Consider the following 16372-nt stretch of genomic DNA (forward strand, 5'->3'; position numbering starts at 1 on the left):
GCAAGTTCATAGGTTGTAAGAAACAGGAGGTGAACTAGACCTTAGCTGCTAGTTGGTGTGGAGAGTTATGCAGCATAATCCTAGTAGGCTCTCTGCAAAAATACTTTATAGTCGCGTCAGATGTATCATGCACAACTCTCGACGGCGGGACTATGTAAGGAGGTCCGAGAAAGTGGGCAAACTCGTTCATAACGAACCCCATGAACCCCGATCATCCAGCAAGTCATTCGCAATGCGGTGGAAGCATGAAAATATGCGTATTATTTCAGTTATATCACTTATAGTAGTTGCTATAACAGTCGTTAGTATTTTAGTCGGGTTCAGTTACGCAAAGAAATCCGTCTCCATCGTCATTGACGATGTTGAAAGACAGGTAGAGTCCCGCAAGCAAACGATTGGCGCTGTTTTGGATGAGCAGGCCATCGTTGTAGGTGAGCACGATGAAGTGTCACCTAAATTGGATACGAAAGTAGAAGAGGGGTCACGCATTACGATTGAACGTGCGCAGCCTATTAAAGTGACAGTAGACGGCAAGAGCAAGAAACTGTTCACGACTAAGGATGATGTAGGAGAAGCACTTCAATCGCATAAGATTCAGCTTAATAAAGAAGATAAGGTGTATCCAAGCCAAGATGCAGCCATTAAGCGTGACATGCATATCCGAGTTGTTCGTGTAAAGAAGGATATTGTGAAGCGAGAAGTCAAAGTTCCATATACGGTCGTTAAGAAAGCAGACCCGAACATGAAAAAGGGAACGAAGAAGACGGTTCAAAAGGGCAAAGCAGGACTTGTCGTTCAGCAGATTGAAAAGACGTATGAAGATGGTAAGCTCGTATATAAGAAGATGATTGATAAGAACGTTAAGACGAAGGCAGTATCTCAAGTCATTACGTATGGAACGAAGAAAGTTCCGGAAGTATCTGTTCTATCGGCAGATGGAGATATCGAAGGCAGTGTACTTAAAGATGGTGTTAACTTTGATTATAAGCGTAAGCTGGGCAATTTCCAATTGACCGCTTATACAGAAACGCCAGGTTCGGCTGGGGCAACAACTGCCTCCGGCACCAAAGTAACCGCAGGGAGAACGATATCTGTTGACCCGAAGGTTATTCCGCTTGGCTGGTGGGTCTATATTGAAGGAATCGGTTTCCGTCGTGCTGAGGACACAGGCGGTGCCGTTAAAGGAAAGATTATAGACCTATACTTTGACAGCTCTAAGCAAGTAAATCGCTTCGGTCGTAAGAAAGGGTATACGGTGTACATTATCGGCCCTGTGAAACCGGAGGCAAACTAAACGATACAGACTGCACGTCGCTGTGAAAATGCAGCTGTTGATTTAACATATAGTAATTCACAACGGTTTATGTCATGCTAAGAAGAGGGGACTCCCTCTTCTTTTTTGCGTGAATGGAGTTGACAAAGGAAAGGGGTACTATTTGCTTGATTCGGGAACTAATAGTAGTGGAAGGCAGAGATGATACCGTTGCCATTAAGCGTGCCGTAAAGGCGGACACGATTGAGACCGGAGGCTCTGCACTCAATGAGATGACTTTCCGCAAAATTGCCCTTGCACAGGAGCGACGAGGTGTCATTATTTTTACCGACCCTGATTTTGCAGGTGAGCGGATTCGAAAGGCGATTGCAGCAAGAGTGCCTGGTTGTAAGCATGCCTTTATCACAAAAGACAAAGCAACAGCCAATGGAGATATCGGGGTGGAAAATGCCTCCCCTGAACATATAAGAGAAGCATTATCCCGTGTAAAAAGTGAAATGGGGGCTTTTCATGGCACGGTGTTGTCATGGACCGATCTAATCGAAGCGGGATTAACCACACATCCTGGTTCTGCCGATCGTCGAATGCGGCTCGGGGAGTTGCTCGGTATTGGCTATTGCAATGCGAAGCAATTTCTAAAGCGCTGTACGGCATTCCAGATTAGCCGTGAAGAGTTCGAGGATGCTTTAACTCATTTGTATCGAGAGATTGAGCAAGCCAAGCATAAAGAAGAACAATAGTAAGGATAGTACGAGAGGATGGCTGGGACTACAAGATGACGCGTTCAATGATGGATATTGCGACACCGTCGCGTACGAAAGAAATTATTAAGAAGCATGGATTTTCCTTTAAGAAAAGTTTGGGACAAAACTTCCTTGTCGATATGAACATTATGCGCAGAATTGTTCAGGCTGCTGGCTTGGATGAAAAAACAGGGGCATTAGAGATTGGTCCTGGTATCGGAGCATTGACCGAGCAGCTAGCTCGCGAAGCAGGCAAGGTTACAGCTGTTGAGATTGATCAGCGTCTCATTCCGATCTTGGCTGAAGTAATGGAGCCATATGCCAACGTGAGTGTAGTAAACAATGACGTCTTGAAGGTGGATCTATCAGCACTATTTGCAGAGCAGTTCTCTGGTATGGATAAGGTTAGTGTTGTAGCAAACTTGCCTTATTATGTGACAACACCTATTATGATGAAACTGTTAGAGGAGCGCTTGCCCCTTAAAAATATCGTCGTGATGATCCAAAAGGAAGTGGCTGAACGGATGGCAGCAGCTCCGGGCAGCAAAGATTACGGAAGCTTAACGGTGGCTGTACAATATTACAGTAAGCCGGAAATTGTGTGTACGGTGCCTCATACCGTATTCATTCCACAGCCGAACGTAGAATCGGCTGTTATTCGCTTAAAGGTTCGTGAGAATCCACCTGTACAAGTAAATGACGAGCGCTTGTTCTTCGATGTGGTACAAGCTAGCTTCGCACAGCGCCGCAAAACCCTGTGGAACAACCTTAAAGCTCGTTATGGTGCTGAGGCAGGCATAGAGGGGCTCCAGGGAGCTCTTGAGACGGCAGATATCAATCCACAGCGTCGAGGAGAGACATTGTCACTTGAAGAGTTTGCGCGCCTTAGCGATGCCATTGGAGCTTTACTAAAGCAACCTGAATAGCAATTAACGGAGAACGTACAATGGATGAGCAGTATCTGCTTCTATCCGTTGTGCGTTTTTGGTATGTTCATGAACCAAATCAAGCTCTTGCCCATACCATAGTCAAAGAGGTGATGAACCTATGAAGGTAGGAGACTTGGTCGTGCGCAAGTCCTACGGCGGAGATATTACATTTCGTGTAGAGCACGTTATGAACGAGATGACGGTCCTTAAAGGAACGGACTATCGCTTGATCGCAGATTCTCCGTTGAACGACCTCCTTACCGTGTCAGATACGACACTAAGGCGTCGCACAAGACAAGCGCAAATTAAGATGTTACAGTCGGTTGAATCGATCCAGCAGCATCGCAAGCGCCAAACAGAACGCCGCAAGAATGATTTTCAATCTTCAGAAACAACGAGCAAGTCCTCCTATTTTGAGATGCCAGGCAAAATTCTTCATCTGGATGGGGATGCTTCTTATTTACGTAAAAGTATGGCTGTATATCATCAGTTAAGAGTGCCGGCTGAGGGGCATTATGTACCGGAGTCGAAAATGGCTGATACCGTGGCACAACTGCTTCCTCGTGTAAAGCCGGACATCATTGTAATTACCGGGCATGATGGGGTATTGAAGGGTTTGAAGCATCGTGATCTGTACAGCTTACAAAGTTATAAAAACTCGCAGCATTTTGTGAATGCGGTAAGAACCGCTCGACAATATGAGAAGCATTATGATTTGCTCAATGTTGTCGCGGGGGCGTGTCAATCTCATTTTGAAGCTCTACTGCAAGTCGGGGCTAACTTCGCCAGTTCGCCAGGGCGTATTATGATACATGCGCTTGATCCTGTTTATGTAGCTGCTAAAGCAGCCTATACTTCTGTGAAAGATACCGTACAGATGGCTGATATTACGCCGCATATGGTTACAGGTATGGAGGGGTTGGGTGGAGTGGAGACAAGAGGCAGTTATCGAGTAGGGATGCCAAAGTGGAAAGACCTCTCCAGTTTGCAAGTTACCCCATCCATGGTATGAGATCGAATAGGATGGGCTTGGAACGGGCAAGCTACAAAATTGGATAAAAAAATGAATTGACATTAAAACATAGTTGTTGCTATAATTATTTGTTTAATTTGACATTACCTCTTTTGTTCGTTATAATGGGACAAGAAAGAGGTGGTAGTACCAATGGCGAAAAACGCGCTTTTGGAAATACGACGCAATCTAGAATCTCACGTCGGTCAGAAGATTTTGCTTCGAGCAAATGGTGGCCGTCGCAAGACGATTGAGCGTACAGGCGTATTGGAAGAGACCTACCATTCTGTTTTTATTGTTAAGCTGGATGAGGAACAGAATGCGTTCAAACGAGTATCCTACAGCTATGCAGATATATTGACGGAGTCGGTAGAGATTACCGTCTGCGCAGACAACGGCGAATTAAAGATCGAATTTATTCGCGGTTAGTATAACCCGTTTCAATTGCAGCCCTTTGGGCTGCTTTTTTTCTTATATGGAACAGTTAGGTGCTCAGCCCTTAGCCCGCATCTTTACAATTCATACATAATGGTCGCATGGACGCGCAAACTAATGCAGGAGGGAATCCTTCTCTGATTGACATACGGTCTTATTATTTTTTTATTTTGAGGGGGTAGTTTCATGAGTCGTCGTAGACGCAGTATCATGTCCGAAGAATTGAAAATTGAATTAGCGAAGGAGTTAGGCTTTTATGATACGGTGCAAAAGGAAGGTTGGGGAGGAATACGCGCTAAGGATGCAGGCAATATGATCAAGCGAGCTATTCAAATGGCGGAGGAAGCAGCTGCGCGCAAAGGGTAGTTCGATAAAGGGTGGGTATGTAGTTCCCATGGAACAAGGTGACAAGAAGTTAGAAGCGAGCCATGTCTCTTTGAAAAGAAGAGCGGGTTCGCTTTCGTTATATGGTAGCTCGTTATGCAGGCTGTTCTCGAATGACTTGATTCGGAGAGTCTGTTATAATAACGAAAGCGATCCGTAGGATAAAGAAGGGTGAAGGCCGGTGAAAATATACGAGAAAGCGCCAGCTAAGATTAACTTGATGCTGGACGTATTGCATAAGCGGGAAGATGGTTTCCATGAGGTCGAAATGGTCATGACAATGGTCGATTTGGCAGATCGCTTGGAAATGGAGGAACTTCCGCGAGACACCATTATCATATCCAGCCAAGCAGGCTACATACCTCTTGATGAGAAGAACTTGGCTTTCCAAGCTGCTAAACTCATCAAAGAACGCTATGACGTCCGTAAGGGCGTATACATTCACTTAGATAAGCATATCCCTGTTGCAGCTGGACTTGCTGGAGGCAGTAGTGATGCAGCAGCAGCACTGCGAGGATTAAATCGATTGTGGCAGCTCAATATTCCGCAAGAAGAGCTACTAAAGCTAGGGGCTGAACTTGGCTCGGATGTACCATTTTGTGTCACAGGTGGGACAGCCATTGCGAGTGGACGGGGTGAGCAGTTGGAGCGAATTATCAATCCTCCGCAATGCTGGGTCATTCTAGCTAAGCCACCTATTAACGTATCAACGGCAGATGTGTACGGGAACTTCAAGGTAGATCGAATTGGTAAGCATCCAAGCTTGGTAAATATGGTACAAGCGATTGAACAGCAATCTTTTGCAGATATATGTGCGCATTTAGGCAACGTATTGGAAGATGTCACATTACCAATGCATCCCGAAGTGCTTCAGCTCAAAGAAGCGATGATTCGACTTGGTGCCGATGGTGTGCTTATGTCGGGAAGCGGACCTACTGTATTTGGGCTGGTATCAAAAGAATCAAAAGTTGCAAGAATTTATAATGGTCTACGCGGTTTCTGCAAAGAAGTGTATGCAGTGCGTATGCTCACGTAGGATAAATGTGTAGGTCATTCAAATATGTAAATAAATGAAAACGACAATGCGGTTTTCCTTGAAAAATAACGAACATTAATGTATTATACCGAATATAATATTCGGTTTTTAGCGAGGAAGAACGTGATGAAAAAATTAAAAAGAAGTGCCCGTCTCGTGGAAATGACACAATATTTGATGTCCAAACCGCATACGCTCATTCCGTTAACTACGTTTGCAGAGCGATATGGGGCAGCTAAGTCCTCTATAAGTGAAGACCTGGGGATTATTAAAGAAGTGTGCGAGAGTGAAGGTACGGGTGAGCTGCTTACCTTAGCGGGTGCAGCTGGTGGAGTAAAGTTTATCCCGAAGTGCTCTAAAGAAAAGGCACTTGAACTTATCGAAGGGCTCTGCAATGAATTGCAGCAGCCTGATCGTATGCTGCCAGGTGGATACTATTACTTAACCGATATACTCGGTCAGCCTGGTCTAATGAATGAAATTGGACGGATGTTTGCCTCCGTATTTGCAAATCACGAGATCGACTGTGTGATGACAGTGGAGACAAAGGGTATTCCGATTGCGTATGCAACAGCTGCTCATCTCAATTTACCTGTTGTTCTTGTTAGACGAGATCATGTTGTAACGGAAGGTTCTGCTGTTAGCATTAATTATGTATCTGGCTCGCAGAAAAGTATTCATACGATGACGTTGGCTCGCCGTGCTCTTAAAGAGCGCTCACGTGTATTAGTTGTCGATGACTTTATGCGTGCAGGTGGAACGATAAACGGTATGATCGATCTGCTTAAGGAGTTCAATGCGACCGTAGCAGGTGTAGGCGTACTTGTAGAGTCCAAAGACGTGGCAAGCGACGAACGTCTGCTGCATGATTATGTATCGCTTATGCGTGTTGGAACGATTGATACAAGAACACGCCAGATGTCCGTGAAGCCTGGTAACTTATTTGACAAAAATATGGAGTTCGGTACGGAAGAAGCTTAATTCATCCAAAGGAGAGTGTTTTAAGATGTCTCAACGGATTCATACAGTAGCAACATCGGATGCCCCGCAAGCAATAGGTCCCTATTCGCAAGCGGTTACTTACGGTGACCTTGTTCTTACTTCAGGTCAAATTGCACTGCGTCCAGACGGTTCTCTCGTAGAGGGTGGCATCGAAGAGCAAACTCACCAAGTATTTCAGAATTTGCAGGCTGTTCTACAGGAGGCAGGTTCTTCGTTCGATCGTGTATTAAAGGCAACCGTATTTTTGAAAGATATGAATCAATTTGCACAAGTGAATGCAATCTATGAAACCTATTTCGGTTCGCATAAGCCATCACGTTCAACGGTTGAGGTAGCGAGACTGCCTAAAGATGTACTTGTCGAAATCGAATTGATTGCTTCGAAGTAAATCGAACTCTGTCGAAATAATTAAAATCGGAACAAAAGTTCAAACAAAAGTTAATTTCTTGGCAAAATAAAGAAGGATTTTGTTTGCGCGTGTGGAATATTACACCAAGTCTTGTATGGAAAAAGGTGGTGAACACACGTGCAAATTACTGATGTTAGACTCCGCCGCGTCAACACTGAGGGGAGAATGAAAGCAATCGCTTCGATTACGATCGATAACGAGTTTGTAGTTCATGACATTCGTGTTATCGACGGCAACAACGGAATGTTTGTGGCAATGCCTAGCAAACGAACGCCAGATGGCGAATTCCGCGACATTGCCCATCCTATATCTTCAGGAACTCGCGAAAAGATTCAAGCTGCGGTACTGGCTGAATATGAGCGTGCTGCAACAGAAGAGGAAGTTATTGAAGAGGGCGCTTAATCAAGGGAATATTTGGGGTTACAAAGAAAGAGGGCCAATCATGGGGCTCTCTTTTCTTTTTTGCTATAATAGGATATATTCTAGTATGGAGTACAGGAGCAGGAGGTCGGACACTTTGAAAAGAATGGCCATTGTGCTAGCCGCAGGACAAGGCAAGCGAATGAAGTCTAAATTGTATAAAGTTCTGCATCCGGTATGTGGAATGCCGATGGTTGGTCATGTGATGACAGCTATTGAGCAAGTACAGTGTGAACGTAAAGTTGTCGTTGTCGGACATGGTGCAGAAGCCGTTCAAGGCTACGTAGGGGATCGGGCAGAATTCGTTCTTCAAGCCGAACAGCTTGGCACGGGTCACGCGGTCAAGCAAGCAAAGGCTCTTCTTGATGGAGAGCAAGGTACGACAATTGTGATCTGTGGTGATACACCGCTTGTAACATCTGATACACTAGAGATGTTGATGAAGCTACATCAAGAATCAGGCGCTTCGGCAACGATTTTGACGGCTGAACTGGATAATCCTCATGGATATGGGCGTATTATTCGTGCAGAAGATGGTTCGGTCATGAAAATTGTTGAGCAGAAAGATGCGACAGAGCAGGAACAACTCGTTAACGAAATCAATACAGGTACGTATTGCTTCGATAATGCTAAGCTGTTTGCCGCGCTAGAACAGGTGACGAATACGAATGCGCAGCAGGAGTACTATTTAACAGATGTCATCGGCATCATGAAGGCGCATGGCGATATCGTGCGTGCATACTGCACGGCAGATGCTGCTGAGTCTATTGGAGTAAATGATCGTCTGGCTCTGTCTGAAGCAGAACGCCTCATGAAAGAGCGCATCAACAAGCAGCATATGTTGAATGGCGTAACGATTATCGATCCAGCTCAGACGTATATCGAGTCTACAGTAAGCATTGGAGCAGATACAGTACTGTATCCTGGAACGATGCTTAAAGGCAACACTGTAATCGGTATAGAATCTACGATCGGTCCTAATGTCGAGATTGCAGATTCTACAATTGGTGATCGAGTGAGCGTGAAACAATCTGTGCTTGCAGAGGCTGAAGTTGGGCATGATAGCTCGATTGGCCCATTTGCTTACTTGCGACCAGGTTCACGTATTGGACAAGACGTCAAAATTGGTGATTTCGTAGAAATCAAAAATGCAACAGTAGATGACCATTCCAAAGTATCGCATCTTAGTTATATTGGCGATGCTAAGGTTGGCAAAAACGTAAACATTGGCTGTGGTGCAATAACCGTAAACTATGACGGATATAATAAATCCGTTACAGAGATTGGTGATGATGCTTTCGTAGGCAGCAATGTCAATCTAATTGCTCCTGTAACAGTCGGTAATGGTGCTTACGTCGTTGCGGGATCTACAATAACGCAAAATGTAGAAGACAATGATTTGGCTATCGCCCGTGAAAGACAAGTAAACAAGCCAGGTTATGCGGAGAAACTTCGTTCTCGCGCAAAAGCAAAGAAAGCAAGATTAGATTCTTAACTAGTTATAAGTAATAAGTAATATTAAAATAAATTGAATTTAAACCATCCGGAGGGTAAACAACGATTATGACGTATTGTGATTCCAAGCTGAAACTTTTCACTTGTAACTCGAATCCTAAGCTAGCACAACAAATTGCCGATTATATTGGTATTCCGCTAGGAGATGCGATTACAAAGAGCTTTAGTGATGGCGAAATCCAAACGAATTTGCATGAAAGTGTGCGCGGTTGCGACGTGTATGTCGTTCAATCAACATGTGCACCTGTAAACGATAACTTAATGGAACTTCTCGTCATGGTTGACGCGTTGAAACGTGCATCTGCAAAGAGCATCAACGTCGTTATTCCTTACTATGGCTATGCTCGCCAAGACCGCAAAGCACGTTCCCGTGATCCTATCACAGCGAAATTGGTTGCGAACTTGATTGAGACAGCAGGAGCTCATCGCGTCATTACGATGGATTTGCATGCTACACAGATTCAAGGATTCTTCGATATTCCAGTTGACCATTTGCTTGGTGTACCAATCTTGGCACAATACTTCCGCTCCAAACAAATGGAGAACGTTGTGGTTGTTTCACCTGACCATGGTGGTGTCGTTCGTGCACGTAAATTGGCAGACTTCTTGAATGCTCCGCTTGCGATTATCGACAAGCGTCGTCCAGAGCCGAATGTCAGCGAAGTTATGAATATTATCGGTGATATTAAAGGCAAAACAGCTATCATTATCGACGATATTATTGATACAGCAGGTACAATTGTACTTGGTGCAAATGCGCTCGTTGAAGCTGGTGTTAAAGAAGTTTATGCTGCTTGTACGCACCCTGTACTGTCAGGTCCTGCGATGCAGCGTATTGAAGACTCTCCATTCAAGGAAGTCGTTGTAACGGATACAATTCCGGTTACCCATCCGAACCCATCAAGTAAAATTCGCACGTTGTCTGTAGCTCCGCTTATGGGCGAAGCTATCATTCGTGTTCATGAAGAAATTTCGATCAGTAAATTGTTCGAAATTGAGTAATACCGTATAGGGATTTAGTCCCATAGCATAAGGGTTACATCAACCGGTTCATCATCGGTAGATGTAACCCTTGTCAGCATTCACCTATAGCAATCCTTTTAGGAGCTAGGGAATGCAAGATGCTTAGAAAGGTGAGAGAGCATGAAATGGATTGTTGGACTCGGAAACCCGGGTACAAAGTATGCTAACACGCGCCATAATATTGGATTTATGGCGATTGATGAGTTGGCAAGAAGATTCAACATTGAAGTAAAAGAAACCAAGTTTAAGGCATTGATCGGAGAAGGACGTGTAGGTACAGAGAAGGTCGTGTTAATCAAGCCAATGACTTATATGAATTTGTCGGGCGAGACTATCCGTGCTTATATGGACTTTTACAAAGCTAGTCTTGATGATTTTATTGTCTTGTATGATGATATGGATACAGAGCTTGGAAAAGTACGTCTCCGTTATCAAGGCAGCGCAGGTGGGCATAATGGGATAAAGTCTATTATTGCACATACAGGCACACAGTCCTTTAATCGAGTGCGTATGGGTATTTCCCGTCCGGCGCCTGGGCGTGATATTGCGGATTATGTACTGGAAGCGTTTCCGAAGGCGGACGCTTCGTTATTAGAGCAGACCGTTGAGCGTACTTGTGATGCGGTTGAATATGCATTAACCCATAATTTTGAGCAGACAATGGCAAAATACAACGGTTAATCGGCTAATGGTGGCAACTGTGGGGCATAATAGACGGTATATTGCGTTCTGAGGAGGCATATACATGTCGGTGAATTATGTTTGCGAGCATTGCCACTCGCTGCTAGGTCGACTAGAAGCAGCGACAGCAGATGATGTGAGGCTTGGATTCCACCAGCTCACGGAGGAGGAGCACCGTCACTATGTTCAGCATCAAGCAGATGGTCACATAACGGTGCGAATGACATGTGATTTATGTCAGGAGGCTTATAGCAGGCATCCAGAACTAGCATTTCTAGCTTCGCCCCTTCAATAGTGATGTGTATCCGCCTACTATCGTTAAGGTCGTTCTGCTAGCCTTGGCTAATTAGCCGAGGCTCTTTTGGCGCGAATGTCATAAGCATGTACCTATTGTTTATCCGTGCTACAGCAAGATAGGCTTTCATGAGACGGAGCACAACATGGTGGTTAGTCAATCGAATATGGCGATGATCATCGTATACATATTCGTAATGATATAGGAGTATGGTTTCTGACATAAAGGGAACTTTGCTCGTTATTTCTTGGTTGGTTACAGAAAGAGGTGCCTATCTTTGTTAAATGCACTCATGCAAGCATTATCTACTGAGAGCGATATGAATTCTATCGTATCTGGCGTTCGTGCCGGTATGAAAGAACAACTTGTATCTGGATTATCTGGCTCTGCACGCCAAGTGATGATGGCATCATTGGCTGAACAGCTAGATCGTCCAGTACTTGTAGTGACACATAATATGTTTTCCGCACAGAAAGTTACGGAAGATTTACAAGAGTGTCTATCTCCAGACCAAGTCCTCTTATACCCTGCCAATGAATTGGTAGCGGCTGAAGCAGCCATTTCAAGCCCTGAAGTAATTGCCCAGAGAATTGAAGCAATGACACGCTTGGCTAAAGGTTTTCGAGGAATTGTTGTAACTCCTTATGCCGGGTTGCGCAGATATTTACCAGATAAGGAAGTAATGGCGAAGGCAGAAGTGACGATTGCTGTTGATCAAGAACAGCCACTCGAATCATTGCTGTCATTTTTGGTGTCGGTCGGCTATGAGCGTACGGAACGCGTCGAGTCCAAAGGTGAAATGAGTGTTCGTGGTGGAATACTGGATATTTATCCATACACATCAGAACTGCCTTATCGCTTGGAATGGTTTGATGATACAGTAGAGTCTATTCGTTCTTTTGATCCAACCGATCAGCGATCGTTGGAGAAGTTGGACCGTTTACTTATTACGCCGAGTAAAGAGCTAATTGGCGAGCGCGGCCAGTTCGAACAGGCTGCTGATCGAGCAGCGCAGTTACTTGATGAGCAGCTGGCTAAGATGAGTGATCGTCATGTAAAAGATCGACTTCGCCAAGAGATTCATCATGAGATTGATCAATTGCGTGAAGGCATGTATTTCAATGAAATGTACAAGTATGTAACCTTGATGTATCCAGAGGGCTACACCTTGTATGACTACATGCCAAAAGATACTTTACTTATCATTGACGAACCTGCTCGTGTGTTGGAAACAGCTAAGCAACTAGAGCGGGATGAAGTAGAATGGAATACTCATTTGCTTCAGCATGGCAAGACGATGCCTGCACTTGGTCTTGGTAAATCTTCTGACGATATATTGACGAAGCGACCATTCCAAACTATTTTCATTGCACTCTTCCTTCGCCAAGTACCTAATACACATCCACAAAATATCGTTAATGTGATGTGCCGTTCGATGCAAAATTTCCACGGACAAATGAATGTGCTAAAAGCAGAGATGGAACGTTGGAAAAAGTCGAATGCGAATGTCATTATTTTAGCTAATGGTGATGAACGCGTAGATCGAGTGCGCCGGGTGCTAGAAGACTATCAAATTCCTGAGCCGACGATTATGAAAGGCAATTTACAGAGTGGCTTTGAGCTTCCGTCGGTCCATTTGATCGTTATTACCGAAGCAGAAATGTTCTCCCAAAAGCAGCGTAAAACGGTGCGAAGATCGGATGCTAAAGTAGATAATGCGGAAAGGATTCGCAGTTACTCTGAATTGAAGGTGGGCGACTACGTCGTTCATCATAATCATGGAATTGGTAAGTATGTAGGTATAGGTACGCTAGAGATTAATGGTATTCACAAAGACTATCTGCATATTTTGTATGCGGGAGGCGACAAGCTATCCGTTCCTGTTGATCAGTTACATTTGATTCAGCGTTATGTAAGCTCGGAAGAGAAAGAACCGAAGATCAATAAGCTCGGTGGTACGGAATGGACAAAAGTAAAAAATAAAGTTCGTTCTTCGGTTAAAGATATTGCAGATGACTTAATTAAATTGTATGCTTCCAGGCAGTCTTCACCAGGCTATGCTTTTGAAAAGGATACATCTGAGCAGCAGCAGTTTGAGGATATGTTCCCATATGATGAGACACGAGATCAGGTTCGCGCCATTGAGGAAATCAAGAAGGATATGGAGTTGCCTCGTCCAATGGACCGTTTACTATGCGGCGATGTAGGATATGGCAAGACCGAGGTGGCAATTCGTGCTGCTTTCAAGTCAGCTATTGAAGGCAAACAAGTAGCCGTGCTCGTACCTACCACGATTTTGGCACAGCAGCACTATGAAACGTTCCGTGAGCGCTTTGCAGACTATCCGTTCAACATCCAGGTATTAAGCCGTTTCCGCTCTCGTAAGGAGCAGAATGAAACGATGAAGGGTGTTAAGTCAGGTGTTGTCGATGTGATTATCGGTACGCATCGTTTACTTTCTCAAGATGTTGTATTCAAGGATCTTGGTTTATTAATCGTAGATGAAGAGCAGCGCTTTGGTGTAACTCATAAAGAGAAGCTGAAGAAGCTGAAAATGAATGTGGATGTGCTGACGTTAACAGCTACACCAATTCCTAGAACGCTGCATATGTCAATGCTCGGTGTTCGGGATTTGTCGGTTATTGAAACGCCGCCAGAAAATCGTTTCCCAGTGCAGACGTACGTGCTGGAACACAGTGATGCGCTTGTGCGAGAGGCGATTGAGCGTGAGCTAGCGCGCGGTGGCCAGGTGTATTATTTGTATAACCGGGTACAAGGAATTACACAAATGGCGGATCACATTAAAATGCTCGTTCCTGAAGCAAAGGTGACGGTTGGACATGGGCAGATGTCTGAACAGGAGCTGGAGAAGGCGATTCTTGATTTCTTGGATGGCGAACACGACGTATTGGTAAGCACGAGTATTATCGAGACGGGTGTGGATATACCTAACGTAAATACACTTATCGTACATGACGCGGATAAGATGGGCCTCTCTCAGCTCTATCAGTTGCGGGGCCGCGTTGGGCGTTCGAACCGGATTGCTTATGCATACTTTACGTATCAGCGCGACAAAGTACTAAATGAATTAGCAGAGAAGCGTCTTCAATCCATTAAAGAGTTCACCGAGCTAGGATCGGGCTTTAAGATCGCAATGCGAGATCTATCCATTCGTGGTGCCGGCAATCTATTAGGTGCAGAACAGCATGGATTTATTGCGTCAGTAGGCTTTGATTTGTACTCTCAAATGCTGAGTGATGAAGTGGCCAAGCGCAAAGCGGAGTTGGATGGCATTGTTATGGAGGAGCAGCAAGATTGGACGACGCTGATCGATCTGAATATTGATGCCTATTTGCCCGGCGATTATATTTATGATAGTATTCAAAAGATTGAAATATATAAAAAAGTTGCTGGCCTTACTTCACTTGATGAAGTTGAGGGGCTGCGTGATGAGTTGGTCGATCGCTTCGGTGAACCGCCGCTTGCAGTGTTGCAATTGCTAGCTGTTTCGCGCCTAAAGTGGTACGCCAAGCAGTATGGCTTTGAAGCATTCTCCCAACGTGGAGATGATGTACAGTTAAAGGTACATCCTATGGCAGAGGCGCGTCTTGATCGCAAGAAGTTGGCTACTGTGGCAACTAGTGTCGACAGACGATTCGTCGTAGACCAAAATGTCAACGGTCCAATTAAGTTACAAGCTCGCGGCTACGATGGAATGCAACTCTTGATGAAGCTGGAGCAATTGATGCAAGAAGCAAAAGATGCAATAAAATCGAAGGGAGAACTCCAAAATGTCACAAAATAATTCGAAACGTTCCTGGAAAGGGATGTTGATGACACTAACGCTTGTATTCGCACTTGTCGTAACAGGCTGTGGAGCTGGTTCTGAAAACAACGCTGGAGAGACTAAAGAAGGCACAAAAACAGAAGCTAAGAAAGACACAAGCAAAGTGGTTGCTACGTATGAAGGCGGCCAACTTACAGAGAATGAGTTCAATAAAGAAATTGCAATCCGCTCTATTTTCGACCCGCAATCTGCACAATTGTTGCAAATTGAACAATTCCGTGAGCATTTTGCAAAAGAAACGATCGCTTATAAATATCTAGCTGAGAAAGCGACAGATAAGGCGAAAGATGAAGGAAAGAAAAAAGCGAACGAGCAAATCGACGCAATTAAAAAACAGCTTGGCGATGAGCAGTTCAAAAAAATGCTTGAAGCTCAAAAAGTAACAGAAGCTGAAATGAGAGATTTCACAGCCCGTATCTTGACGGTTGTAGCAGATATGAATCAAAAAGTAACTGACGAGCAGCTGAAAGCTGAGTTCGAAAAAGTTAAGAACGAAATGACGACAGCAAGCGTGCGTCACATCCTTGTACAATTCAAGCCTGAAGGCGGTAAAGAGCGTACGAAGGAAGAAGCATTGAAAATTGCTAAAGGGTACGAGGCTCGCCTGAAGAAGGGTGAAGACTTCGCTAAGCTTGCTGGAGAAGTATCCGAAGATGGTGGTTCTAAGGCAAACGGCGGCTTGTATGCAGACGCACAAGTGGGTCAATGGGTACCTGCTTTTAAAGAAGCGGCATTGACGTTGAAAATCAACGAAATCTCTGCGCCAGTTGAGACAGAGTATGGCTATCATGTTATGCGTGTTGAAAAGCGTACAGAGAAACAGTTTGATAAGTTGACAGAGGAAGAAATGAACATGGTGCGTGCAACTGCTGCTACGCAATACATGGACAAGTTCATGAAAGATGAGTTGCCAAAACTTATCAAGAAAATTGAACTTCCTCCTGTTCCACAGCCAGAAACACCTAAAGCTGAGGAGCCTAAGACGGAGCAACCTAAAACAGAGCAGCCAGCTGATAAAAAAGAAGCTGACAAACCTGCTGCAGGTTCAGAAGCGGACAAGCCAGTTGAAGAGGCAGATAAAAAATAGTTCTAAAGACCTATATGTGAATAAATATTACTACATGGTTCTAAATAATCGACAGCCATCCTTTTGCCAAAGGATGGCTGTTTTCTTGTGCAGCAAAAGGGAAACCGTAAATAAGTAACAAGAAACCACCTAAAAAATGTCTACTCACAATAGACGTAAATACATTCCAGGTAAACACTCTATTGATTGAAATTGGTAACATTGTTGATTTATCGGTATAAAACTTACGTTATTTATGCAAGAATGTAAAATAATCGTCCTCCAAAGGTGGACATTTTTGG

The 16372-nt window shown here is 44.4% G+C and carries 16 protein-coding genes; all 16 read left to right on the forward strand.

Annotation, left to right across the window (positions count from 1 at the left end):
- Positions 1 to 172: 172 nt before the first annotated feature.
- The 16 genes from IFO66_RS20490 (at position 173) to IFO66_RS20565 (ending at position 16091) form a co-directional block, all read left to right on the forward strand.
- Positions 173 to 1294, forward strand: coding sequence for a ubiquitin-like domain-containing protein (locus tag IFO66_RS20490; protein WP_192026911.1), 1122 nt, complete (start codon positions 173 to 175; stop codon positions 1292 to 1294).
- Positions 1295 to 1440: 146 nt separating this feature from the next.
- Positions 1441 to 2013: a ribonuclease M5 gene (rnmV, locus tag IFO66_RS20495; protein ID WP_192026912.1), complete on the forward strand. Its 573-nt coding sequence runs from the start codon at positions 1441 to 1443 to the stop codon at positions 2011 to 2013.
- 35 nt (positions 2014 to 2048) lie between these two features.
- Positions 2049 to 2942 (forward strand): 16S rRNA (adenine(1518)-N(6)/adenine(1519)-N(6))-dimethyltransferase RsmA, encoded by an 894-nt coding sequence (rsmA, locus tag IFO66_RS20500; protein WP_273015767.1) that lies wholly within the window; start codon positions 2049 to 2051, stop codon positions 2940 to 2942.
- A gap of 121 nt (positions 2943 to 3063) precedes the next feature.
- Positions 3064 to 3957, forward strand: coding sequence for a sporulation peptidase YabG (gene yabG / locus IFO66_RS20505; protein WP_192026913.1), 894 nt, complete (start codon positions 3064 to 3066; stop codon positions 3955 to 3957).
- Positions 3958 to 4110: 153 nt separating this feature from the next.
- Positions 4111 to 4386 carry a biofilm formation stimulator Veg gene (veg, locus tag IFO66_RS20510; protein WP_028595210.1) on the forward strand — a complete coding sequence of 92 codons (276 nt, stop codon included), beginning with the start codon at positions 4111 to 4113 and terminating at the stop codon, positions 4384 to 4386.
- 192 nt (positions 4387 to 4578) lie between these two features.
- A complete protein-coding gene (locus tag IFO66_RS20515; RefSeq protein ID WP_144995402.1) occupies positions 4579 to 4758 on the forward strand; it encodes a small, acid-soluble spore protein, alpha/beta type in 180 nt (59 codons plus the stop codon).
- Between the two features lie 199 nt (positions 4759 to 4957).
- Positions 4958 to 5812, forward strand: a complete 855-nt coding sequence (gene ispE, locus IFO66_RS20520; protein WP_192026914.1) for a 4-(cytidine 5'-diphospho)-2-C-methyl-D-erythritol kinase — start codon at positions 4958 to 4960, stop codon at positions 5810 to 5812.
- 126 nt (positions 5813 to 5938) lie between these two features.
- Positions 5939 to 6793: a pur operon repressor gene (purR, locus tag IFO66_RS20525; RefSeq protein ID WP_192026915.1), complete on the forward strand. Its 855-nt coding sequence runs from the start codon at positions 5939 to 5941 to the stop codon at positions 6791 to 6793.
- A 25-nt stretch (positions 6794 to 6818) separates the two neighbouring features.
- On the forward strand, positions 6819 to 7202 hold the full coding sequence (locus IFO66_RS20530; protein WP_192026916.1) for a RidA family protein: 384 nt from the start codon (positions 6819 to 6821) through the stop codon (positions 7200 to 7202).
- A 138-nt stretch (positions 7203 to 7340) separates the two neighbouring features.
- Positions 7341 to 7625 carry a septation regulator SpoVG gene (spoVG, locus tag IFO66_RS20535; protein ID WP_028595205.1) on the forward strand — a complete coding sequence of 95 codons (285 nt, stop codon included), beginning with the start codon at positions 7341 to 7343 and terminating at the stop codon, positions 7623 to 7625.
- Positions 7626 to 7740: 115 nt separating this feature from the next.
- Entirely contained in the window at positions 7741 to 9138 is a 1398-nt protein-coding gene (gene glmU, locus IFO66_RS20540; RefSeq protein ID WP_273015770.1) for a bifunctional UDP-N-acetylglucosamine diphosphorylase/glucosamine-1-phosphate N-acetyltransferase GlmU, read from the forward strand.
- Positions 9139 to 9206: 68 nt separating this feature from the next.
- The gene (locus IFO66_RS20545; protein ID WP_028595203.1) at positions 9207 to 10160 is read left to right on the forward strand and encodes a ribose-phosphate diphosphokinase; all 954 of its coding nucleotides are present in this window, start codon (positions 9207 to 9209) and stop codon (positions 10158 to 10160) included.
- A 141-nt stretch (positions 10161 to 10301) separates the two neighbouring features.
- A complete protein-coding gene (pth, locus tag IFO66_RS20550; RefSeq protein ID WP_192026918.1) occupies positions 10302 to 10862 on the forward strand; it encodes an aminoacyl-tRNA hydrolase in 561 nt (186 codons plus the stop codon).
- Between the two features lie 64 nt (positions 10863 to 10926).
- On the forward strand, positions 10927 to 11157 hold the full coding sequence (locus IFO66_RS20555; RefSeq protein ID WP_192026919.1) for an anti-sigma-F factor Fin: 231 nt from the start codon (positions 10927 to 10929) through the stop codon (positions 11155 to 11157).
- Positions 11158 to 11434: 277 nt separating this feature from the next.
- Positions 11435 to 14962 (forward strand): transcription-repair coupling factor, encoded by a 3528-nt coding sequence (mfd, locus tag IFO66_RS20560; protein ID WP_192026920.1) that lies wholly within the window; start codon positions 11435 to 11437, stop codon positions 14960 to 14962.
- A complete protein-coding gene (locus IFO66_RS20565; RefSeq protein ID WP_192026921.1) occupies positions 14949 to 16091 on the forward strand; it encodes a peptidylprolyl isomerase in 1143 nt (380 codons plus the stop codon). Before mfd ends, IFO66_RS20565 begins: the two co-directional genes overlap by 14 nt.
- Positions 16092 to 16372: the final 281 nt, after the last annotated feature.

It is taken from the genome of Paenibacillus arenosi (genome assembly GCF_014841135.1).
Taxonomy (GTDB): Bacteria; Bacillota; Bacilli; order Paenibacillales; family Paenibacillaceae; genus Paenibacillus_B; species Paenibacillus_B arenosi.

Bases quoted from the DNA above. Each gene is read 5' to 3' on its own strand.
- IFO66_RS20530 (WP_192026916.1), top strand. From the start codon at position 6,819: ATGTCTCAACGGATTCATACAGTAGCAACATCGGATGCCCCGCAAGCA.
- veg (WP_028595210.1), top strand. From the start codon at position 4,111: ATGGCGAAAAACGCGCTTTTGGAAATACGACGCAATCTAGAATCTCAC.
- pth (WP_192026918.1), top strand. From the start codon at position 10,302: ATGAAATGGATTGTTGGACTCGGAAACCCGGGTACAAAGTATGCTAAC.
- rsmA (WP_273015767.1), top strand. From the start codon at position 2,049: ATGACGCGTTCAATGATGGATATTGCGACACCGTCGCGTACGAAAGAA.
- purR (WP_192026915.1), top strand. From the start codon at position 5,939: ATGAAAAAATTAAAAAGAAGTGCCCGTCTCGTGGAAATGACACAATAT.
- IFO66_RS20515 (WP_144995402.1), top strand. From the start codon at position 4,579: ATGAGTCGTCGTAGACGCAGTATCATGTCCGAAGAATTGAAAATTGAA.
- IFO66_RS20545 (WP_028595203.1), top strand. From the start codon at position 9,207: ATGACGTATTGTGATTCCAAGCTGAAACTTTTCACTTGTAACTCGAAT.
- yabG (WP_192026913.1), top strand. From the start codon at position 3,064: ATGAAGGTAGGAGACTTGGTCGTGCGCAAGTCCTACGGCGGAGATATT.
- IFO66_RS20555 (WP_192026919.1), top strand. From the start codon at position 10,927: ATGTCGGTGAATTATGTTTGCGAGCATTGCCACTCGCTGCTAGGTCGA.
- IFO66_RS20565 (WP_192026921.1), top strand. From the start codon at position 14,949: ATGTCACAAAATAATTCGAAACGTTCCTGGAAAGGGATGTTGATGACA.